This window comes from Thermoanaerobaculia bacterium (genome assembly GCA_035593605.1).
In the GTDB taxonomy this organism is placed as follows: domain Bacteria; phylum Acidobacteriota; class Thermoanaerobaculia; order UBA2201; family DAOSWS01; genus DAOSWS01.
Window position 1 is genome coordinate 1 of record DAOSWS010000010.1, and the last position, 21,169, is coordinate 21,169.

The window sequence follows — 21,169 nt, forward strand, 5'->3', positions numbered from 1 at the left end:
TAATTTATCGCATTTCTACAAAAGAAAAACCGACCCCGTTAGGGGTCGGCATAGTTACCGTTCAAGGGAGGCGGAGATGGCTGGATGGTGGATGGAGGATAAAAATGGCGGTTTTATTGATGGTTGGCGAGTGGGTAGATGGGTTGGATGGGATGATGGGTTTTAGGGATGATGGCTTTTAAGGCAGGCGATGGGATGAGAGACTTACCCCCTTGACGGTAATTTTGTTGGCAAAGAGCAAAGGCTTCTATTCTTAGAACAACTTCAGGTTCTGGAATGTTCCCGCTGCGTTTAGATGAAAACGTTAACACCCCAAACCCCGATTTATCCCATTACTATAATACGTGATTCTCAAAATTGCAAGGGCTATTTCCTGGATCGATCAGAATGCTGTCACAAATCCCAGGGAAAAGCGGCTGGATTCAAGATCCAGATCCCGTGCAACCTCCAGAAGCACCTTCCCGTTCCGGGCAAGGAGATAGTTCAGCGTAAGCGAAACGGATTCCCGCTCCGCGTTGAGATCATCCGATTCAATATTGTTATAGAGACCCGCGACCGCGACTTTCCCATCTGGTCCACCGGGGAAAAATAAGACTTCAACAAATCCCCCCTTTGTTTCGTAATCATCCCCCTCATACCCCTGAAAAAACGGATCATCATCCGTTCTCTTGAGGTACTGGACGTTGATCTGGAGATTATCTCCGGCGTCAACCGTCAGGTCCGGACCGATATAGGTTGTTGTGTTCTCATACCCATCGGGACTTTCCTCCACTCCCCGGTACCCGTAGACTCCCAGGCGGATCGGCCCCCATCCCTTTGAAAATCGAAGTCCCATGTTCTTCTCACTGTCCGTATCAAAATTATCATCCTCCGCCTCTTCGATCCCACTGCCATTCACAACCTGAAAGACACTATCGATCTCCCCCGGAAGGGTCCATAAAAACATGAGGCCCCGGTCATAGGTCAGATCCACCTGCGAATAGCCCACATGTGATTTATAGATCAGATAATCAGACCGTTCCAGCCTCAGCTCTCTCTTGAACAGGGGATCGGACACCTGGAACTGTCCGGCCATGAGATTGACAGGAAGTCCCAGAAGCGTATTAAACTGAAGATAGGCATCCTCCAGCTTTCCCGTTTCACCCTTTTCAAGAATATAGTAAAAATAATAGGAAATCCTCGGTGAGACTGGTCCTCCTGATAGTATTTTGAAGGCCCATGGGAATTCAGTGTCCGATTCAGCATGGGCATTTTCCTTGTAGGACAGATACCCATCCATGCGGATGGCTAGGGGGACCTCCCGCAACAGTGTAAGCATGGGATCTCCGACATCATAGGTCGCCCGGGCAGGCTCCTGTGAAGGGTCTTCCATCCGGAATCCCCGTCCTGCAAATTCTTCCCCGAATGGTTTCAGGCGTGGAAAGGGTGCATGGCATGTGGAGCAGGAAAACTTATATTTTCTTGCGAAGGCCGGGATGGCAAACAGCTGTTCAGCGACTGCTCCGAAAATCATGAGAATGAAAAGTAAGACAGCCAGCTTTCTCGTGTTCATGGTTTCCCCCCTAATCCAGGATCGTAAACGTTGTGGCATGGCTATTGATGCGGATTGGCTCCCATTCTTCCTCGGGTACCTTCAAAAACTGAGCTACCGAAGAAACGAGACGTGTGTACCAGATTTCAGCCGTCACGACGACAGGTCCGGCTGGCATTTCATCAGGAAGGTTCCAGGTAAAGGTTTCCGCTCTTGCCTCAAGCGGCGCCAGTCTGTAATCGTATCCAAACGAGGCTGTGTACCATTGGGAAATGGTGATCCGCCCCTTCGGATCCAGATACGCCATGCGAAAAATCCTGTCCCCGTCGGGAATTTCTCCGTCCCTCTTGAGACCTTTAAAATCAGGAATTTCTTTTATTTCACCAATATCCTGATACCCTAAAGCCGAAGATGAAGCGACAGTATATTCCTCTCCTTCAAAACCCTTCCGATCTACGGGAAGGTGGTAAACCGTTCCTTCCGCATCGGTCGCCGTAACATGGAGCCACAGGGCACGATCTTCCACGGAACCTGTGGGTACCTTATGGCCCGCTTTAGCATTGACACAGACCGCCGTCAACTTGATCGTATCTCCCGGTTCGGCCTCCCGGGTCTCCGGATGGATCCTGACTTCAATGACGCCGGCGAGTTTCCCGGGATCATGGGCTCCGTGAAACAGGTGCTGACGGACATCAGGAAGGGAGGATCCCATGCGTGCACTTCTTCCCGCGGCCGGAGGCATATGGCAGGACTGGCACACAATTCCGGCTTTTCCGTGGGGCCCCTCCTTCCATTCCAGATGTGTGGATTTCACAAACAGGTTCCAAGGGTTCTTTTCATTATGGCAGGCTCCGCAGAACTCGGCCGTTTTGTGATATTCACTCATTACCGTGACATGGTGAGGACTTTCCAAACCTTCGCGCGGTCCCCGTTTTGTCTTTCCCGGATCGACGATCCAATTGAAGTTGAAGGGTGTGTCCCCCTCGAATCCCGTCATGGTATGGCAAAGATCGCAGGACACCCCTTCATTGGCACGGGAGTTTTCGCTCGGACGGGGAGGAGGGACATCCCCGGCCATCAGGGCCAGGGGCGCATGACAGCCGTTGCATCCCGCCTCGACTTCCGCCACCTTCGGATCCTTCCTCGCATGGGGAACGGCCAGTTCAAAATACTCAATTTCATCCCAGATATGTGTATAGGATTGGGACATCATGGCCTGTTCATGCTGGCGCGCAATGTCGATGTGACAGGATGCACAGGCCTGAGGACGTTCAAAGGCATCATAGGGATGGGTACCCTCGATGCCGGATGCCACGGAGACATGCGCCAGAAAGAGTCCAAAACAAACAAGAATGAAAAATATTCTATCCGGTTTTCCCATTGAAGCCCCCCTTCAAACAGGTATTGGATATATTGTAGCATTGCCTTGAACACCCTGTGTTATGATTCCGCCGAGATGGTGCGTTCTTTTCCCTTTACCTGCCCAACATGCGGGACCGTCCACAGGGAAGCCGGACTCTGGCAGCCCTGGTGTATGGCATGTCTGGAAAGCCTGAAACCATGGCCCCTTTCTGCCTGCCCCGTCTGCGGTCAGGATCAGACGGAACCGGGACTTTGTGGAACCTGCCAGACAAATCCGCCGGAGAGAGAAGAGACCCGCCACCTTTTCACCTACGAAGGAACAGCCCGGGACATCCTCCATTCTTACAAATTCAAAACCTGGTTTTTTCTGTCCAGAGCCATGGCCATCGGCATGGTTCCCCGTTTATATGCTCTGGGACCGGAATTTAACGATGCTCCCCTCGTTCCCGTTCCGCAACATGCACTTCGCTGGTTACGCTACCGATTCAATCCGGTGGGAGAGCTGACAAAGCAACTGAGCGCTCTCGCCGGTCATCCAGTTCGAATTCTCTTACGAACGACACGTCATCGGCCCGCCCAGTCTCGACTTCGCGCCCGGGAACGTCGGGCCATACCTTCCGGCACCTATCGTTTCAAGACCGGCAATGCACCGGGACGTGCTATCCTAATTGATGATGTATTTACGACGGGAAGCACAATCCAGGCCTGTGTTTCGGCACTGAAACGCGGAGGAGTCCACAGGGTGGCCGTGATAACCTTTTCCAGGACACCACAGGGATGAACCTTATTCGTCGATGGCCCATCCTGCTGGTTTACCTTTATTTCACCCTTTCAGTCCTTATCGGCTTTTTAGCCTTTGAGCGAAAAATTTCCACCTTTAAACCCCTGGGATTCTATTTTCGCGGTACACCTCCAACCGTCACACAGATTGAAGCGGGCAGCAACTCGGAGCTGGCGGGATTAAAACCTGGTGACGTCATCCTCGCTGTCAATGATGAACCGGTAACCGAATCCACGCTTCGGGAAATTCTCCAGGACCATGCCCAGGGAAGTACCCTGAATCTTCGGCGGGACGGTGAAAAGCTCTCCATTTTTCTTCAGCTCCCACCTGGAGAAGTCGATTTGGCCTACCTCCTGTTTTCATTTACGGGATTTGTTTTCCTGATTATTGGAACGTTCTGCTTCGTTCGAAAGAGGATGCGGGCGAGCCTGATTTTTTTCTGGATCACTCTGATGGCTTTTCAGATTCTTGTCCTTCAGCCCGCAGGAAAATTAAACGACCTGTGGCGAAGCATTATGGGGTTTCAGTTTCTGGCTACCCTGCTCCTGCCCACAACCCTTTTCCACTTTACCCTCATCTTTCCCCGGAACCTCGTCAAGGGAATTCAGCGGCTCATCCCTGTACTCTACCTTCCTTCCCTGGCTCATTTCGTCGTAACGATGGACCTTCTCTTCTTGAACCGATTCTTCTCCCTCGGCGAAGAAGCGATCTATACGCTTAACGGACTGCGCACCCTGTGGATCATTCTCATGATTCTCTCGAGCCTGGTTACCTTTTCGGTTCAGTGGTTCACGGTCCGGACCAGTGTTCAACGAAGACAGCTGCAATGGATCTTTCTTGGTCTCGCTCTGGGGTTCCTTCCCTTTCTTCTCTTCTATGTTGTTCCCATGGAGACCGGCCTTCATCTCGGGGTGTCTCCTCTCATCTTCATCCCCCTTCTGACGTTCATCCCTCTATCAACCACCTATGCCATCTGGGAGTACAAGATCTGGGATGTGAGCCTGGTGATCCGGGAAGTCCTTTCCTATGCCATCACCATCGCTCTCGGGTTCATCGTCTATTTCTTCATCTACCACCTCTTATCAATCTTTCCAGAAGCGTCCGTGACTTCCCGATACTTTGTCCTGTTTGCCGCAGGGTTTGTGATTGCGATCTATTTCTTCCCCATCCATCGTTCCATTGAAGAATTGCTGACCCGTATTCAATATGGAGCTCAGTTCCAGAAACGTCAGGAACTTCTTGATTTTTCCCAAAAGATTCCTCAATTTACAAGTCTTGCAGATCTTCTGGACGCCTTCGGAAATCAACTCAAATCGACCCTTCAGGTTTCTTCCTGTAATTACTATATTCGGCGAAAAAATCAGTTCCACCGTCTGGAGGACGATCAAATCCTTCCCCCCATATTAACTCCGGAAGAAGTTAAAGACTGGACGCCCGATCGACACTACTCGATCGTTTTTCCTGTTCGATTTCAAAACCAGCTTCTTGCCCTCCTGGTGGTGGGCAACCGCGAAAACGGCGACCCCCTGTCCACGGAAGAACGCACGATTCTTCTTAACCTCTGCTCACAGCTGGGCCTTATGATTCACAACCTGATCCTTATTGAGGATATGAAGGAAAAGATGGATCAGCTGGCATATCTGCATCGGTTTAACGAGACGATTCTTCAGCGCAGTCCGGTAGGGATTGCCGTCACGGATGCCGCCGGCACCCTGCTGACCCTGAATGATTCAGGCCGCGCTGTCCTGGGTGCAATGAAGTCTTTTCCCACACTCCCTGAGAGTTTCCTGGAATCGGATCTTGAGACAAGAATCCTAGAGTATGAAGGAAAGACGCTTCTTATCTTTACAGCACCGATGGAAGTGGGGGATGCGACATTTCAATTAACGATCTTTAACGATATCAGCGAAAACATCTCACTCCGCCAGGAACTGGCCCGCCAGGAACATCTTGCCATTTTAGGTCAGGTATCCGCGTCGGTCGCCCATGAAATCAACACTCCGCTGACGGGAATCTCTTCCTTTGCGCAGATTCTCCAGGGCGGGCTGGATTCTTCAGATCGACTCTACCGCTATGCGAGCCATATCACGAGGGAGACCTTTTACCTGAGCAATCTGGTGGGAACTCTCTTGAAGTTCGCCCGATCCGGAGAACAGGAAACCGCACGCTGTGCTATCGGGGAACGGATCAAAGAGGCGATCGATCTCGTTCAACCCATGCTGGAGACGCATGAATTTTCCATCGATGTCGAACTTCCCGAAGATAACTGTGAGGTGACCATTAATGAGACCCTGTTCACACAGGCTCTCGTGAATCTGATTGTAAACGCATGCCAGGCCGTTCAGTGGAAGGGTCACGTTACCGTCCGGGCACGAAGCGATCGGGACAGGGTCTTTGTTGAGGTGGAGGATGATGGCCCCGGGGTGCCGCCGGCTATTCGCGAGTCACTGGGGAGGCCCTTTGTAAGCTCCGGAAAAAAGGGAAGCGGCACCGGGTTGGGACTTGCTCTTTCCCATGCTATTATTGATTCATACGGCGGAACCATTACCGTTGAATGCCCGGAAAAAGGGGGCACAATCTTTATCCTGGAGCTATCGTGTGCAAAAGACGATTCTGATCGTAGATGACCAGCCTGTTGTTCTTGAAGTTCTTTCAGACATCCTGCAGTCTGAAGGCTATGAGACCATCCTGGCTGATACGGGGAGCAAAGGTTGGTCCCTCTTCGAATCGGAAAATCCAGACGTCGTTCTCCTGGACGTCATGCTTCCTGATATGAGTGGGCTCGATCTTCTGGACCGCATGAGAGAATCGACCTCGATCACCCCTGTTATCATCATTACGGCCTATTCTTCCGTGGAAAATGCCATCGAGGCCATGAGGCGCGGCGCCTATCACTACATTCCCAAACCTTTCAAGAATCAGGAAGTTGTTCTCACGATTTCCAAGGCGATTAAAGAGCGCAGGCTCAAAGAGGAAAATCTCTTTCTCCGGAGGGAACTGGAAAGCCGGTATGCCTTTGGCAACATCATAGGAAAATCGGAGCCCATGAAAAAGGTCTTCGAATTGATCAGCCTTGCAGCCCCTTCCTCTTCGACCATCCTGATTCGTGGCGAGTCCGGAACGGGGAAGGAACTCGTCGCAAAGGCCGTGCACCATCATTCCAGGCGAGCACAGGGACCCTTTGTCGTTGTCAACAGTGGAAACATCGCCCCGGAACTTCTTGAATCCCACCTCTTCGGCCATGAAAGAGGTTCCTTTACGGGAGCTGTATCCCGCAAAAAGGGCCTCTTCGAGATGGCGGACAACGGTTCCATTTTCTTTGACGAAATCGGCAACATCCATTCCGAAACCCAGAGTAAGCTCCTTCGTGTCATGCAGAGTCGTGAATTCATGAGGCTGGGCGGCACAGACACTTACACGGTGGATGTACGTATCATTGCAGCAACCAACGCCGATCTTGACGAACTGGTACGGGACGGAAGGTTTCGTGAAGATTTTTACTATCGGCTGAACGTAATCTCAATCGACCTGCCTCCTCTCCGTCACCGGAAAGAAGATATTCCATTGCTTGTGGACCATTTCCTTCTGAAGTATGGTGAACAAAACCAGAAACAGAATTTGAAGCTGGATGACGAGGTCCTTAAGATCTTCATGGAATATCCATGGCCCGGAAATGTTCGGGAGCTGGAAAACGCGATTGAGCGCGCCGTGGTGTTGACGACCATACAAACCATCAATGTCGACGTCCTTCCTCAGCAGATCCGAATGCCCAATCGAATCATTCTCTCCCAGGGATCCCTGCCCAAGGATATGTCTCTCCAGGAAGCCACCGAAGAATTTCAGCGCCAACTCATTCTTCAAGCCCTCCATGCCTCAAATGGCGTACAACGGAAGGCAGCCCACATGTTGAAGGTGAAAGCCAACACGCTGAATGTCATGTTGAAACGATTGAATATTAAAGTCTAATGCCTGCCAACCTGACCCCGGAATATCACGCCGCCGAGGAACGGTTCCGACACGCACAATCTTCTGAGGAAAAAATGGAAGCCCTCGAGGCGATGCTCTCTTCGATTCCCAAGCACAAAGGAACCGAAAAGATGCAGGCCGACATTAAAAGACGCATCGCACAGCTAAAAAAGGAAAAGATGTCTTCAAAGGGGAAGAAGATTCATACCGACCCCTACCTGATCCGAAGTGAAGGAGCAGGGCAGGTTGTCCTTATCGGGCCGCCCAATTCAGGGAAATCCTCCATGCTTGTCGAGCTGACCCATGCGCGACCCGATGTGGCTCCCTTTCCCTTTACGACTCATAATCCCACAGTTGGAATGCTTCCCTTCGAGGACATTCAAATTCAGCTTGTCGATACGGCATCCATGAACAAGGATTTTCAGGAGCCCTGGGTGTTCCGGGTAATTCGAAATGCCGATATCGTGGGTTTGGTCCTTGACCTGAGAGGAGAGATTGCGCCCATACAATTGGGCACCATTCTACGGATTCTGAAAGATCAGAACATTCATCTGGAATACCATTCTTACAGGGGTCCCTTTGTCGACGGAAAGTTTTTCCGCCGCTCTGTAATTCTCGCCAATAAGCTGGAGGGAGAAGATGCTGAACTGAATCTCGAATTTCTGCGGCAGGAAGCCGAAGCTGAATTTCCCATTGTCCCGTTTTCGCTTCAGAACAGGAGCAACCTGGAAGAAGTCGGCAGGCTCTTATTTACATCGTTGAACAAGATCCGCATCTATGCAAAACCTCCCGGAAAGCCGCCGGAAATGGAAAAACCCTTCATCCTCGACAAAGGTGGCACCCTGGAGGAATTGGCCCGGCAGGTTCATCAGGATTTTGTCCGGAACCTTACCTACGCCAGAATCTGGGGTCCCTCAGCCATTCACGAAGGTCAGATGGTTCATCGGGATCACATACTTCTGGATGGAGACATCGTAGAGCTTCACATGAAATAGAAAGTGCTTCCATCCCCGATTTACCTTGCGGGCTATTCATTTGGTGGGGTATACTAGCCCGGATGGACATCCCCTCCTACGTCCGGAAGAGAGTGGAGGAGTTACGTCGGGAAATTGTACGACACGAAACCCTCTACTATGTTAAAAACCGCCCGGAAATTACCGATGCGGAATTTGACAGCCTTCTTGCGGAACTGAAGGACTGGGAGCGAAGATACCCGAAAATCATCTCTGCGGATTCCCCCACTCAGCGGGTGGGAGGTCAACCTCTCGAAGCCTTTGCCACCATAGCTCATGCCATTCCCATGCTCTCACTGGACAATGTGTACAACTTTTCAGAATTAAAGGACTGGGAAGATCGAAATCGACGTCTTCTATCATCCCCGGACATATATTCCTATGTTTCTGAATTGAAAATTGACGGCGTTTCGATCAGTCTCACCTATGAAAATGGTCGTCTGGTCCGGGCTGCCACACGTGGAAATGGAATGGAGGGAGAGGATGTCACCCAGAATGTGCGAACCGTTCGATCGGTACCTCTGATCCTTCGCACATCGATCCCTCTCCTGGAGGTCCGTGGAGAAATCTACATGCCGAAAGAGGCGTTCAGGGTACTGAACGAACGCAGGGAAACAAAAGGAGAACCCCTCTTTGCCAACCCGCGAAATGCCGCTTCGGGCAGTCTGCGGTTGCTGGATCCGAAGATTACGGCTCACCGGCAGCTCCAATGCTACGCCTATGCCGTAGCCCGCGTGCATGACCATCCCCTGAAATCTCACGCAGAGACGTTAACTTTTCTGGATCAGACAGGCTTTCGCGTCAATCCTTCCTGGAAGTTGTGCAGGACCCTCAGAGATGTGGAATCCTTTATCGAATTCTGGAGGGACAGACGGGATGATCTGGACTGTGAGATCGACGGCATCGTTGTCAAGGTGAATGAACTGAATCGTCAGGAAGATCTTGGCGTTACCGCCAAGTCCCCTCGCTGGGCCGTAGCCTTCAAGTACCCTGCGGACGGAAAACCGTCGATAGTGAGAAACATTACGGTGCAGGTCGGGAGAACCGGCGTACTCACGCCGGTCGCAGAACTGGATCCTGTCGAGATTCGGGGTTCGGTCGTTCAGCGTGCCACCCTCCATAACTTTGAGGATCTGGCCCGGAAGGACATCCGTATCGGCGATACCGTTCTGGTGGAAAAGGGGGGCGACGTCATTCCCAAGGTCACACGGGTCCTTCCTGAACACCGTCCGAAGGACGCTGTGGCATTTGAACTCCCCTCACTCTGTCCAGAATGCTCCCAACCCGTATCCCGTCTGGAGGGTGAAGTGGCCCTCCGCTGTATCAATCCTTCCTGTCCTGCCGTGGCCATGGAAAGGATTTCCCACTTCTGTTCCAGGAAGGCCATGAACATCGAAGGTCTGGGACCCAAACTGGTTCAACAGCTCTATGAACTTGGCAAGATTCGGGACATTTCCTCGCTGTATGAGCTCCAAACCGGCGATCTGTCTGATCTTCCCGGATGGGGAAAAAAGTCGGAAGCAAATCTGCTGAAGCAGCTGGATAACAGCCGGAAGGTTCCCCTGAGAAGGCTCCTTTTTGCCCTTGGAATCCGTCATGTGGGGGAGAGGGTTGCCGCATCCCTGGCATCCCACTTCGGATCGATGGATGCGATTCGGATGGCGACTCATGAATCCCTTCAGCGCGTACCTGATGTAGGTCCTCAAATAGCCCAGAGTGTCCATGCCTTTATGCACAGCTGGGGAGGTGAGGACCTTCTGAATGCTCTGAAATATCTTGGTCTGACCATGGAAGAACCTCGAAGTGAAAAGGAAGTTGGACCCCTGTCCCTTGAAGGTTTAACCTTCGTGATTACGGGATCCTTTGAAACCTTCACCCGGGACAGTTTGAAATCCCACATCGAAAGTAACGGCGGTACCGTGGTATCCTCCGTGAGTGCGAAGACCGATTTTCTTGTGGTGGGAGCCAACCCCGGCAGTAAGCTGTCCAAAGCGGAAGAAATGAACATTCCCCGGCTCACCCTGCGTGAGCTTATCCTGAAGGCAGAAGGAGGTATATGATGGAAATTCCCGCAAAAGTCATGATTTTTAATAGGGTGTACGACAATCTGAACGGTCAACCGGGAGTGCTCCAGTCTATCCATGATGCCGGCCTCTATGAGATCCAGGTGAAATTTCGTGATCGACAGCATACGGTCCTGCTTCCCGTGAGCCAGACCGTCCTGATTTATCAGGAACCCATGATGGAGGTTGCAGAGGTCGTTGACATCGAACCCTGAATATCGACACGCACTGGGCTATGATGCTCACCCGTTCAGAGAAGGGAGAACTCTCTATCTCTGTGGCGTCCGAATCGACTCGGCGACGGGTCTGGATGGAAACTCGGATGCTGACGCAGCCCTTCATGCCCTGATGGATGCTCTTCTGGGGGCTGCTTCGCTCGGAGATATCGGCGTACTCTTTCCTCCCGATGATCCCGCCTGCAGGGATCAGCGCTCTACGGAGTTACTTCAGCGTGTTCTCGTCCATATTCGGGAACAGCGGCCGACTCTCCGCCTTACCTTCCTGGATATGACAATCATCTGCAGAACTCCACGTCTTCAACCCTTCAGGGAAGCTTTGCAGAGATCGTTATGCCAGATCCTGACCCTCTCCCCGGATCGGGTCAGTGTGAAATTCGGTTCGGGTAATTCTCTGGGGTTTCCAGGACGGGGTGAAGGAATTGCAGCTTTCGCCTCCGTGACGGTGACCCTGTGATTCTGACCGGGTACCATGCTTCAAAGGAAGTTCTCCTCCATCGAGCAAATCTGGCACGCATTCTATACCTCGAGGAAAACCGTAATGATCATCGCGCCAGGGAGCTTGAAACCCTGGCCCGATCCGCAGGCGTCCCCATCAAGCGATCCCCTTCTTCTTTCTTCCTGCGACAGGGAGCGGCCGGTTCTGCATTTGCGATACAGGTTGACGCCCTCCCCCAGTACGATGACAATACATTCCTTTCGGGACTGGAAGGTCAACCCGTCCTCCTTATTGAGGAAGTATCGGATCCTCAAAATCTTGGCAGCATCTTTCGAGTCGCAGAATGTTCAGGATTCAGCCATGTGGCCCTGACTCTTCACCGTACCGCCCCTGTAAACGACACGGTCATGACCGCATCAGCGGGAGCTGCCGCCCACCTGACGCTGGGTAGAGTTCGAAATACAACCAACTTTATCAACCATCTGAAGGAACTGGGATACTGGGTCGTGGGAACAGCGGTCGAGGGAGGAAACCTCTATTCTACCGAAATTCCTCCGCCCTTTTGTATCGTTGTTGGATCCGAGGAAAAGGGGTTGCGAAGGATTACGAGGGAAGCATGTGATGAGCTTGTGGCACTTCCCGTTCTGGGACGAATCGGATCTCTCAACGTGGCAAACGCGACAGCCGCAGTCCTCTACGAGATGGTTCGCCGGACCCTTGGAGAGACGGAACAAGCCCTTCGGGAAAGCCGGAAGCCATCAAATCCTTCAAGTGACACTTGAACCATTTGCATAAAACCTTGACAACTCGGTGAAAATATCATAAGGTAAGCCTATGGCTTCGCACTTAGGCCTGGAGGTTAGGTATGAAAATTAAAATCCATTGCGTGATCGCAGGGCTTTTGATTATGGCGGGCCTTGTGTTTGCCTACCCGTCCAATCCCCCCCAGCCACTCCACAAAGTCGGCGATCACTGGACTCCCTACGATCCTCCGACAGAATTCCCCGAAGGCGTTGACGTTTACATCATCCAACCCGGGGAAACGCTGTGGGGACTCGCTGAGCAAAAGCTGGGCGACCCCTTCCTCTGGCCTCAGATCTGGGAGGGAAACACCTACATCACGGACTCCCACTGGATTTATCCCGGCGATCCGCTGGTTCTCACACCCGTTTCCGTGGAAGAGGTGCCCCAGGAAAGTTATGAGGAACAGGCTCCCGTCGAGGAAGCTCCTCCGGAGCCGGCAGAGTCTCGGGAGGCCGGACCCGATACAACCCCCATACCCCTTGGATTTGTATCGGATATGGAGTGCTTTTTTAAAGTGACACCGACGGACGTTACCTACCCTATTACCATTCTGGGCACGGACGACGGTTCGATGAAGTACACCATGACGGAAGGACAGATCGTTTATATCAGCGCCGGTTCCGAAGATGGAATTCAGGCGGGAGATATCTATTCGATCGCCCAGGATCGCGGGGTCATTAAAGACGACTCCGGAACAGAACTGGGACACGCCTGGCTTCTCCATGGGAAGATCACGGTTCTCTGCACGCAGGAAAAGACTTCGACAGCCCGTATCACAATGGCCTGTGACTCCATTCTGCGGGGATTCCACATCCTTCCCTATGAACTGATCCCGATTCCCACCAACATTCCTCAACCCTTTCAGCCGGCCTGCATGACGCCAACCGGAAAGGTACAGGGGAAAATTCTTATGGCGGCCGACGACTCCTTCAGTTTCGCTCAGGGATCCAATGTCCTCATTTCCCTCGGCATAGCAGACGGGATCGAGGCCGGCCAGTATATCCGCGTATACAGAGACCTTTCAGAAGAAGGTCATAACTATGTTGTTCAGGGACGGCTGGGTGTTCTCGAAACCTTTGATCACACTTCCAACTGCAAGATCCTTGAGAGTGTACGAGAGCTGCATCCGGGAGACCTGGTCGAACTGGAACAATAAAAGCATTTTATAAGGATTCTTGAACCACGCGCATTCGCGCGTGGTTTTTTTTACCCATGGATCTCCACCCTCCATGAAGCGGCTAGCAAAACAATGGATCCGGCTTTCGAATAACAAACTGGCTATTGATAATGTTGGGGACGATTTCATTGTTATCCGAACCGGACTATGATATAAAAGAACCATGCAGCTCGATGGGAAATTACGAACACTGATCCGGCAACTGGTTCACGATGGCATTCCGCTCAAGCAGGCATGTCAGGAGTTCGAGATCAAGTACATCCAGGAAGCTCTCAAACTGAATGATGGAAATCTCTCCCGGGCAGCCAAAGCTCTGGGTGTCCACAGAAATACCCTGTATAACCGCCTGAAGGGAACCGACCAGCCGAATCAATAAATGAGCAGTCAAAACGGCGAGCCGGCGCAGCCGTTCCCACGTTTCTCTGCAAAGAATTTTCATGATGAAACTCCGCCAGATTCAGACGCTTTAATCTTTCTATCTCTATCCAGGAATATTTGGGATAATGGTCTCCATGGATTCGGGTAACGCCTCTCGATTACGGAAGATTGTTCTGCTCTTCACGGCTTGCTGGATCGTGGCCTGCAGTGCCTCCGAACACTCCCAGCCTAACGTTCTTCTTCTGACGATGGATACAACACGATATGATGTCATCACCCCTTCGATAACCCCCCACATTCAGTCCATCCGGGAAGAGAGCCTGTGGTTCGATGCCTGTACCTCACCATCCCCGATCACACTTCCTGCCCACTCCTCCATCCTGACGGGCACCTACCCGAACCGCCATGGTGTCCGGGACAATACGATCTTTCGTCTTTCCGAAGATGCCGTGACTCTACCGGAAATATTTCAAGGCCGTGGCTACCATACTGCCGCCTTTGTTTCCAGCTTTATCCTGGATCATCGCTTCGGACTGAATCAGGGATTTCTTCGATACAGCGATCGATTCCTCCAACCCAGAAATTCAACTTCCCGGCTCCCCGTGGAACGAAGAGCGGAAGAAACCATCAATATGACGCTTTCTCATCTGCGCCAGAATCTTCAGGAACCCTTCTTTCTCTGGGTTCACCTGTACGATCCCCACGCAGACTACTCGCCACCTCCTCCATTCGACAGCCTTGCACCCAGCGAACCTTACATAGGAGAAGTAGCCTATATGGATCATCAGATCGGAAGGCTGGTCGATTTCATGAGGGAAACCCGGCTCTGGTACCGCACCGTGACCGTAGTGGCCGCCGATCATGGAGAATCCCTTGGTTCTCACCAGGAACCCACCCACGGATTTCTTCTTCACGAAGCAACCCTCCATGTTCCTCTTATGGTCCACCTGCCTCATCAGACGAAGGGGTCAGTGGTTCACCGTCCCGTTTCCCTGGTGGATATCTTCCCGACCATTCTTCAACTCACCGGTCTGCCGCCTTCCTCCTGTGACGGGGCTGATCTCATGAAGGTGTCAGACCGGTTGATCTATTCAGAAACTTATATTCCACAAGCATTTTTCTGGTCGCCTCTCTTTCGTGTTCGAAAAGATAATTCCGTTTATGTGGCCACACCCCATGATGCGGCCTATGACCTGAGCAATGATCCCGGCGAAAACTGTCCTCTCAGGGAAATTCCCTCCGAATTAAAACGGGCCGCGGAGCGGTATCGATCCAGAAATCCGGAGAGAGAGACACGGGTTCCCCTGGATCAGGAAACCATTGACCGGCTTCGATCCCTCGGGTATTTTCTCGCCGGAGGAGCAACAACCGGGGAGACGGTTTCCGGCCCGGACCCATGGACCCGGATGGGGGTGTTCCGCCGGTATATGGAAACGATGAATTACATTGAAGAGGGCCGGTGGAAGGAGGCTGAATCCGGAGCACGTGCCATCCTTCACGAAGAAGGAGATAACCCCCGATTTCTTCTTCTTGCTGCGGATATTGCATCCAGATGTGGAAAACCCCGGGAGGCGCTTGAATTTGCCAGAAGAGCCGTCCGGTCGGTTCCATCGGATCCCAGGAACCATTTCATGGAAGGTGTCTATCTGGAGCAGGTCGGGGATCGGGAGAGGGCCGAAGATGCCTATCGAGTTGCGCTTTCCCTGCGTCCCGACCATTCCCTGGCACGCTATAATCTATCGCGGCTCTATATTCTCGATGGAAATCTTGAAGAAGCCGAGTTGATTCTTCGTTCCTTACTCCGCGATGTTCCGACCCTTGCAGCGGGCTGGAACAACTTGGCCTACCTCATCATGGAAAAAACCGGGAATTGTGAGGAGGCTCTTCCTGCGGTTCGGAAAGCCCTGTCTCTGAACCCCCATTCCGTGATGTATGAAATGTCCTACGCATCCACACTCTGCGCGTGTGGAGAGCGGGATCGGGGAATTTCAATGCTTACCGCACTTCTCTCACAAAAAAATACCCCGGAACTGAAAGATCAGCTCCGGGGCGAAATGGACAGATGTAAAAATTGATTACTTTTTGCCCTTTTTCTTGTTCACGTCAGACTTCAGAGTCTGGCTTACTTTGAAGCGCACGGTTTTCGACGCCGGAATCTTGATCTTGGCGCCGGTGGCCGGGTTACGGCCCATGCGGGAGGCACGAGACACAACGTGGAAGGTCCCGACCTTGGGCAGGGAAACCCTGTCACCCTTTGCGAGAGAGGCTCTCACGCCCTCAAGGAAGGCATCGATAGCCGCTGCGGCTTCTTTTTTGGTGAGCTTGACCTTGTCAGCTACCAGTTCAACAAATTCGAGTTTGCCAGCCATTAGCAAACCTCCTCAATTAAATTTCATCACCTACTATAAGGCAAAAAAACGTCTTTGTCAAGTATTTGTATTAGCAGCAAGGTTTTTTTTCAGTATCATTCTAAATATTGAACAAGCCCTGTACTCAATGGATATTTTCAGGAACGGGAAATAATGAAAGCAGTGAATCCCCCGGACGTTCTATCAGGAAAAAAGCGAAAAACCCCCTTCCTGTCAACAGTCGGAATGATATAATCAGGGACATCCATCAAAGATGTCCTTAATTTACAGTCATTTCTACCGTTTAGAAATGTAAACACAACATCGTCGTTTTCTTCCGGCTCGAGACTGCATGTTGAATAAACCAGCCATCCGCCGGGCCGGACAAGCTCAATCGCACCCTCAAGAAGGGATCGTTGAAGCAAGCCCGACGCTTTGATATCGCTTTCGGAAAGACGCCATTTTATTTCAGGATTTTTTCCGAGTGTTCCCGTAGCGGAACAGGGTACGTCCAGCAGAACGACATCAAATGCATCCCTGCGAAATGCGGGGGTCTGCATTCGAGAAAGAAGGAAGCGGATCCCGGATTCATGCGCAGCAGCTGCATTTTGTCGTGCCCGGATTAACCGCTGTAGATGCACATCGTTAAGAATATGCAGCCGGGGATGTTTCAGCCGTGCCAGAGCCAGGCTCTTCCCTCCTGGTGCTCCACATGCGTCCAAAACGTGATCCCCTCCGAGAGAGGCCGCAAGCTGGCCCAGAGCCAGGGAAGCAGGATCCTGGACATAGAAGAGTCCCTTAAGTTTATCCCATGAATGAAAGGGATTCCCATGGGTTACGGTCAAGCATCCTGGAACAATAGGATGAAGCTCCGTTACCACATTACATGTTTCCAGTTTTTCTCTGCAGGCATTCACCGTGGTTTGACGGACATTGACGGATAATGTCAGGACGGGGATGGTCTGATCCGCTGTAAGGATCTGCTCAGTGATAAATCTTCCATAAGTGCGAATCCAGCGATCTACCATCCATCTCGGATGAGAGTAACGCAGAGAGAGAAGCTTTGCAGGCTCTCCCGTCCCGGGTAGGAGCTCCAGAAGGGGACAGGAAGCTGCACTTTTTCTGAGGAGCGCGTTGATGAACGCACCCGATGATGGAGCCCGCCACCTGGCCGTTTCCACGGCTTCATCCACGATCGCGTAAGGAGGACGTAATGAAAAGGTCAGCTGATAGATGGCCAGACGCAGTATATCCAGAACTTCCGCGTCAATCCTTGAAAGAGAGCGGGAGGAAAACCGTTCGACAACAAAGTCACAGAATCCTCGCCACCGCTGGACACCATACAGGAGATCCGTAAGTCTCCCCATCTCACCGGGAGGAAATCTGCCCGACCGACTGTCAATGAGAGGTGCAATATGCGCCCCGTTTTCCACACGTCGCAGGAGTATCAGAGCTTCACGGACGGCAGGTGAAACGTTCACCGGATTCAATATGGATACCTAAAGAAAAATCTCGCGCTGAAACTCTGCGTTTTCCTTCAAGCTGCACGTGGGTAATCACGACACATCCCCGTCCGGCGGCGACGCGAATGCCTTCGCGTCCGGAGGAGAGAATCGTGCCCGGAGGGGCATCCGAGGAATCGGGCAGAGGAACAAGCCAATGGACTTTAAAATTCTTTCCCCGGAAGAAGGTATAGGATCCAGGCCAGGGAATAAACGCACGGAATCGATTATAGATGGTCATGGCCGGAAGTTCCCACTGGATTAATCCGTCCTCTCTGGAAAGAGGATAACAGATGCTCGCTTCCGATTCATTCTGAGGAATCGGAACCAGACTTCCCGATTCCAGTTCATTCAGAGTCTCCACGAGAAGATCCGCACCAGCTTCAGACAGCTTTGTATGGAGAGTCTCCGAAGTATCTTCCTCGGTGATCGCCCACTTCCTCTGGAGAAGTAAGGGACCGGTATCCATTCCTTTATCCATAAACATCGTCGTAATCCCGGTAATCGTTTCACCTGCGGCCAATGCCGATTGAATGGGGCTTGCACCTCGATACTTTGGAAGAAGTGAGGGATGAAGGTTGACACAACCCTGAGGGGGAATCCCCAGAACCTCTTCTGGAAGAATCTTTCCGTATGCTACAACGACGATGACTTCAGACCCGATGGCACGCAATTCATCCTGGACTTCAGGCTTTCGCAGCGTCTTCGGTTGAAAGAGAGGAATTCCCGATTCCTTCGCCTCGCATGCGATCGGAGGCGCCAGGACGGGAAGGTGACGGCCGGCAGGTTTATCCGGTTGGCAATAGATCGCATCAAGGGTATGGTTAGACGCAATCAGTGCCTTGAGGCTCGGAAGAGCAAACGCCGGGGTCCCCATGAAGGTAAGACGCATGGTCCTAAGTGTACACGAAGGATGAAATTGGGCCAAGATGCAGCGCGGGTCCTGGAGAGAATACCGTTGCGGATCAGTTGAAAAAATCAGGTTCAACTTCCCGGATGCAGGCCATGAGAAAGGCTCGGGTCTGTACATCGGGATCAACGATCCGGCCATTAAAAACCAGGATATCGAGATCAATGGTCCGAGGTCCATATCGGTTCCGGCCTCGAACTCTTCCCAGCTCTTTTTCCACGCCTTTCAACCACTGTCCAAGCTCATCGCAGTCCATTTCCGTCTCCAGCAGAATCACACCGTTGACAAAATCATCCTGGTCCGAAAATCCGATGGGCTCTGTTCGAAGAAAGGAGGATACTGCCAGTACATGGTGCTTTGACTCGATTCGCTGTCGTGCTGCTGGAACATGGTGTTCCGGTAAGATATTCGAACCGATTCCCACAATGACTCGATTCATGTCTCCCGGGAACCGGAGCAGGTTATGGAGACAGAGTCGGCAAAGCGCAAAGCGTGGGGTTTATCCACTTCGACGGTTGCATGAATTACACCCTCTTCCTTCAGGACAAGGTCCAGAATTCTTCCGGCGAGTGCATCCAGTAGAAAGAAGGAAGACTCGTTAACCATATCGATAATTCGCTTTGTGATCTTTTTATAGTCCACCGTATCCTCAATGCGATCACTCTGGATGGCATATCGGCCCTCATAATCAAACTTGATATTAATGATGACATCCTGCAGTTGATCCCGCTCCCAGTCGTGGATCCCGATAATGGTCCGCAACCTTAAGTTCTTGATGTGGATTGTCATCGGTTCAGAGGTGTTCGCCGCCATCAACATATAAGCACACTCCTGTAATAAAAGTCTGATCGATCAAGGCCTGAATCGCAGCAGTCACATCGGATACATGCCCCCATTGCTTCAAAGGGAGAGAGGCACTCCTTCGTTTAAGATAATTCTCGTCTTCCCCGGAGGGTGGGAGAATCAGACCGGGGCACACTGCATTGACACGTATCCCGGGACCGAGTTCCTTTGCGGCCATTGCTGTAAAATCCGCAAGAAGCTTCTTTGAAAGCGTATAGGCAAAGTAGGGCGTAAAGTTCTCAGACACCTTTGTGTCCGCGATGTTGATAATAAGACCCCGCCCGACGTGTAAAGCAAAATCCCGTGTCAAAATAAAGGGGGCAACAAAGTTGATATCCAGGTGCCTGCGAAGGAGGGCCGGGTCAGTCATGGAAAGGGTGGCTCGTTCAAAAATCGATGCATTATTCACCAGTAGCTGAAGGTGTGGAAATGAGCTCAGGACTTGCGGAATCAATTGTCCAGCATCTTCTTCATCTGCCAGATTGCAATGAAAGATCTCGCAACGATTTCCCATGGCTACCACCTGATCCCGTGTTTTCAGGGCCTCCGATTCTGAATTATGGTAATGAAGGGCAATGTCCCATCCCCGTTGGGACAGATCGAGAACAACGGCCTGACCGATTCTTCTCCCCCCTCCCGTAACCAAAGCGGCTTTGCCCGTTTCCGGAAGGTTTTCCTTACCTCTGTTATTCTCTCTCATACGAAATAAAGGTATGGACGCGTTTCCCTTTCAGAGCATCCCTTCCATTGAGAAAGGCAAGTTCTACGAGGAAGATGGCTCCCATGACTTCCGCACCTCCGGACTCAGCCAGACGGAAGGCTGCCCTGGCCGTTCCGCCCGTTGCCAGAAGATCATCGATGATCACGGCCCGTTCTCCCTTTCGAAATGCGTCGGTATGCATTTCAAGGGCATCTGTTCCATATTCCAGGCTGTAGGTTTCCTGGATTGTGGTAAAGGGAAGTTTTCCAGGTTTTCTCACGGGAACGAACCCTATTCCCAGGTTGTAGGCCACCGCGCTTCCAAAGATAAACCCTCTTGATTCAATGCCAACGATCTTTTCGGCTTTCCACTTGCGGGCCACATCGGCCATCGCCTCAACGGCCGTCGTAAATGCATAGAGATCATTCAGAAGAGGGGTAATATCTTTGAATAGAATACCCTCTTTGGGAAAATCCGGGACGTCGCGAATATACTTCTCCAGTTTCATGACTTACTCCTTTGTATACGCTTTGCCAAGTAGCCGACAGCCCAGAATCCTCCCACAAGGAGGAGGATGAAAATAATGGTGGCCACGTTAAAATAATCCTTGATAATCGGCATGACCTGATGCCCGAACAGCCGGGTCAGACCGGCAACGGCAAAGAACCTTAATCCCCTGGACCCGATGGAGGCAAGAACGAACACATGAAAGTTCACTTTGAAGGTTCCGGCACCGATTGTAAAAATCTTATAGGGTAACGGTGTCAATCCTGCAATGGCAGTTGCCCAGGCATTGTACTTATCATAATAATGCTGCACAAGATCTACCTTCGGAGAAGCAAAAAACTTCAGCAGTACGGGCCGTCCGCCATAGGAACCGATCAGATATCCCGCCATACCGCCAAGAACGGAGGCCACCGTTGTGATCACCGCATAGAGCAACCAGTGCTCCGGTCGGGCCAGAACGAGTGGAATCAGCATGATGTCCGGGGGGATGGGAAAAAAGGAACTCTCCGCAAAAGCAAAGCAGAAGAGAGCGATCCCGGGATAGGGTCCGGCAAGAAAAGAGAGCATCCAGTTTTTAAGAGATCCCATTCACCGAACCCTTTTTTCCGC

Annotated in this window: 22 protein-coding genes; 12 read left to right on the forward strand and 10 right to left on the reverse strand. The window is 51.7% G+C overall.

Annotated elements, in window-relative coordinates; all coding sequences use genetic code 11:
• Positions 1-182 (forward strand): hypothetical protein (locus PLD04_06425; GenBank protein ID HXK67962.1); only part of this gene is annotated, 182 nt, incomplete at its 5' end.
• A 200-nt stretch (positions 183-382) separates the two neighbouring features.
• Here PLD04_06425 and PLD04_06430 read toward each other — a convergent pair.
• Positions 383-1,552 (reverse strand): hypothetical protein, encoded by a 1,170-nt coding sequence (locus PLD04_06430; GenBank protein HXK67963.1) that lies wholly within the window; start codon positions 1,550-1,552, stop codon positions 383-385.
• A 10-nt stretch (positions 1,553-1,562) separates the two neighbouring features.
• Entirely contained in the window at positions 1,563-2,912 is a 1,350-nt protein-coding gene (locus PLD04_06435; GenBank protein ID HXK67964.1) for a multiheme c-type cytochrome, read from the reverse strand.
• A gap of 75 nt (positions 2,913-2,987) precedes the next feature.
• Between PLD04_06435 and PLD04_06440 the strand changes: the two genes are divergently transcribed.
• The 11 genes from PLD04_06440 to PLD04_06490 all read left to right on the forward strand — a co-directional run bounded on the left by PLD04_06440 (position 2,988) and on the right by PLD04_06490 (position 15,825).
• Positions 2,988-3,674 (forward strand): ComF family protein, encoded by a 687-nt coding sequence (locus PLD04_06440; protein HXK67965.1) that lies wholly within the window; start codon positions 2,988-2,990, stop codon positions 3,672-3,674.
• Complete coding sequence (locus tag PLD04_06445; GenBank protein HXK67966.1) at positions 3,671-6,301, forward strand: ATP-binding protein; 2,631 nt, start codon at positions 3,671-3,673, stop codon at positions 6,299-6,301. The genes PLD04_06440 and PLD04_06445 overlap by 4 nt, the downstream gene beginning before the upstream one ends.
• Complete coding sequence (locus PLD04_06450; GenBank protein ID HXK67967.1) at positions 6,273-7,640, forward strand: sigma-54 dependent transcriptional regulator; 1,368 nt, start codon at positions 6,273-6,275, stop codon at positions 7,638-7,640. Before PLD04_06445 ends, PLD04_06450 begins: the two co-directional genes overlap by 29 nt.
• Positions 7,640-8,635: a TGS domain-containing protein gene (locus tag PLD04_06455; GenBank protein ID HXK67968.1), complete on the forward strand. Its 996-nt coding sequence runs from the start codon at positions 7,640-7,642 to the stop codon at positions 8,633-8,635. The genes PLD04_06450 and PLD04_06455 overlap by 1 nt, the downstream gene beginning before the upstream one ends.
• Before the next feature lie 62 nt (positions 8,636-8,697).
• Positions 8,698-10,713: an NAD-dependent DNA ligase LigA gene (gene ligA, locus PLD04_06460; protein ID HXK67969.1), complete on the forward strand. Its 2,016-nt coding sequence runs from the start codon at positions 8,698-8,700 to the stop codon at positions 10,711-10,713.
• On the forward strand, positions 10,713-10,931 hold the full coding sequence (locus PLD04_06465; protein HXK67970.1) for a hypothetical protein: 219 nt from the start codon (positions 10,713-10,715) through the stop codon (positions 10,929-10,931). Before ligA ends, PLD04_06465 begins: the two co-directional genes overlap by 1 nt.
• On the forward strand, positions 10,915-11,409 hold the full coding sequence (gene ispF / locus PLD04_06470) for a 2-C-methyl-D-erythritol 2,4-cyclodiphosphate synthase (GenBank protein HXK67971.1): 495 nt from the start codon (positions 10,915-10,917) through the stop codon (positions 11,407-11,409). The genes PLD04_06465 and ispF overlap by 17 nt, the downstream gene beginning before the upstream one ends.
• Positions 11,406-12,173 (forward strand): RNA methyltransferase, encoded by a 768-nt coding sequence (locus tag PLD04_06475; protein HXK67972.1) that lies wholly within the window; start codon positions 11,406-11,408, stop codon positions 12,171-12,173. Before ispF ends, PLD04_06475 begins: the two co-directional genes overlap by 4 nt.
• A gap of 83 nt (positions 12,174-12,256) precedes the next feature.
• Complete coding sequence (locus tag PLD04_06480; GenBank protein ID HXK67973.1) at positions 12,257-13,351, forward strand: LysM peptidoglycan-binding domain-containing protein; 1,095 nt, start codon at positions 12,257-12,259, stop codon at positions 13,349-13,351.
• Between the two features lie 184 nt (positions 13,352-13,535).
• The gene (locus PLD04_06485; GenBank protein ID HXK67974.1) at positions 13,536-13,748 is read left to right on the forward strand and encodes a helix-turn-helix domain-containing protein; all 213 of its coding nucleotides are present in this window, start codon (positions 13,536-13,538) and stop codon (positions 13,746-13,748) included.
• 136 nt (positions 13,749-13,884) lie between these two features.
• Positions 13,885-15,825 carry a sulfatase-like hydrolase/transferase gene (locus PLD04_06490; GenBank protein ID HXK67975.1) on the forward strand — a complete coding sequence of 647 codons (1,941 nt, stop codon included), beginning with the start codon at positions 13,885-13,887 and terminating at the stop codon, positions 15,823-15,825.
• Here PLD04_06490 and PLD04_06495 read toward each other — a convergent pair whose 3' ends face one another.
• From PLD04_06495 to PLD04_06530, 8 genes are all read right to left on the reverse strand, one after another.
• The gene (locus tag PLD04_06495; GenBank protein ID HXK67976.1) at positions 15,826-16,119 is read right to left on the reverse strand and encodes an HU family DNA-binding protein; all 294 of its coding nucleotides are present in this window, start codon (positions 16,117-16,119) and stop codon (positions 15,826-15,828) included.
• A gap of 137 nt (positions 16,120-16,256) precedes the next feature.
• Complete coding sequence (locus PLD04_06500; protein ID HXK67977.1) at positions 16,257-17,579, reverse strand: transcription antitermination factor NusB; 1,323 nt, start codon at positions 17,577-17,579, stop codon at positions 16,257-16,259.
• The gene (gene fmt, locus PLD04_06505) at positions 17,554-18,492 is read right to left on the reverse strand and encodes a methionyl-tRNA formyltransferase (GenBank protein ID HXK67978.1); all 939 of its coding nucleotides are present in this window, start codon (positions 18,490-18,492) and stop codon (positions 17,554-17,556) included. Before fmt ends, PLD04_06500 begins: the two co-directional genes overlap by 26 nt.
• 73 nt (positions 18,493-18,565) lie before the next feature.
• The gene (gene folK, locus PLD04_06510; GenBank protein HXK67979.1) at positions 18,566-18,949 is read right to left on the reverse strand and encodes a 2-amino-4-hydroxy-6-hydroxymethyldihydropteridine diphosphokinase; all 384 of its coding nucleotides are present in this window, start codon (positions 18,947-18,949) and stop codon (positions 18,566-18,568) included.
• A complete protein-coding gene (locus tag PLD04_06515) occupies positions 18,946-19,323 on the reverse strand; it encodes a dihydroneopterin aldolase (protein ID HXK67980.1) in 378 nt (125 codons plus the stop codon). Before PLD04_06515 ends, folK begins: the two co-directional genes overlap by 4 nt.
• Positions 19,304-20,053: an SDR family oxidoreductase gene (locus PLD04_06520; GenBank protein HXK67981.1), complete on the reverse strand. Its 750-nt coding sequence runs from the start codon at positions 20,051-20,053 to the stop codon at positions 19,304-19,306. The genes PLD04_06515 and PLD04_06520 overlap by 20 nt, the downstream gene beginning before the upstream one ends.
• On the reverse strand, positions 20,040-20,561 hold the full coding sequence (locus PLD04_06525) for an adenine phosphoribosyltransferase (protein HXK67982.1): 522 nt from the start codon (positions 20,559-20,561) through the stop codon (positions 20,040-20,042). Before PLD04_06525 ends, PLD04_06520 begins: the two co-directional genes overlap by 14 nt.
• Positions 20,558-21,148 (reverse strand): YqaA family protein, encoded by a 591-nt coding sequence (locus PLD04_06530; protein ID HXK67983.1) that lies wholly within the window; start codon positions 21,146-21,148, stop codon positions 20,558-20,560. The genes PLD04_06525 and PLD04_06530 overlap by 4 nt, the downstream gene beginning before the upstream one ends.
• Positions 21,149-21,169: the final 21 nt, after the last annotated feature.

Coding starts and splice junctions, on each gene's coding strand:
- folK (HXK67979.1), bottom strand. CDS start 18,949: ATGAATCGAGTCATTGTGGGAATCGGTTCGAATATCTTACCGGAACAC.
- PLD04_06515 (HXK67980.1), bottom strand. CDS start 19,323: ATGGCGGCGAACACCTCTGAACCGATGACAATCCACATCAAGAACTTA.
- PLD04_06465 (HXK67970.1), top strand. CDS start 10,713: ATGGAAATTCCCGCAAAAGTCATGATTTTTAATAGGGTGTACGACAAT.
- PLD04_06480 (HXK67973.1), top strand. CDS start 12,257: ATGAAAATTAAAATCCATTGCGTGATCGCAGGGCTTTTGATTATGGCG.
- fmt (HXK67978.1), bottom strand. CDS start 18,492: ATGCGTCTTACCTTCATGGGGACCCCGGCGTTTGCTCTTCCGAGCCTC.
- PLD04_06435 (HXK67964.1), bottom strand. CDS start 2,912: ATGGGAAAACCGGATAGAATATTTTTCATTCTTGTTTGTTTTGGACTC.
- PLD04_06440 (HXK67965.1), top strand. CDS start 2,988: ATGGTGCGTTCTTTTCCCTTTACCTGCCCAACATGCGGGACCGTCCAC.
- PLD04_06455 (HXK67968.1), top strand. CDS start 7,640: ATGCCTGCCAACCTGACCCCGGAATATCACGCCGCCGAGGAACGGTTC.
- PLD04_06430 (HXK67963.1), bottom strand. CDS start 1,552: ATGAACACGAGAAAGCTGGCTGTCTTACTTTTCATTCTCATGATTTTC.
- ligA (HXK67969.1), top strand. CDS start 8,698: ATGGACATCCCCTCCTACGTCCGGAAGAGAGTGGAGGAGTTACGTCGG.
- PLD04_06530 (HXK67983.1), bottom strand. CDS start 21,148: ATGGGATCTCTTAAAAACTGGATGCTCTCTTTTCTTGCCGGACCCTAT.
- PLD04_06495 (HXK67976.1), bottom strand. CDS start 16,119: ATGGCTGGCAAACTCGAATTTGTTGAACTGGTAGCTGACAAGGTCAAG.
- PLD04_06490 (HXK67975.1), top strand. CDS start 13,885: ATGGATTCGGGTAACGCCTCTCGATTACGGAAGATTGTTCTGCTCTTC.
- PLD04_06485 (HXK67974.1), top strand. CDS start 13,536: ATGCAGCTCGATGGGAAATTACGAACACTGATCCGGCAACTGGTTCAC.
- PLD04_06520 (HXK67981.1), bottom strand. CDS start 20,053: ATGAGAGAGAATAACAGAGGTAAGGAAAACCTTCCGGAAACGGGCAAA.
- PLD04_06525 (HXK67982.1), bottom strand. CDS start 20,561: ATGAAACTGGAGAAGTATATTCGCGACGTCCCGGATTTTCCCAAAGAG.
- PLD04_06445 (HXK67966.1), top strand. CDS start 3,671: ATGAACCTTATTCGTCGATGGCCCATCCTGCTGGTTTACCTTTATTTC.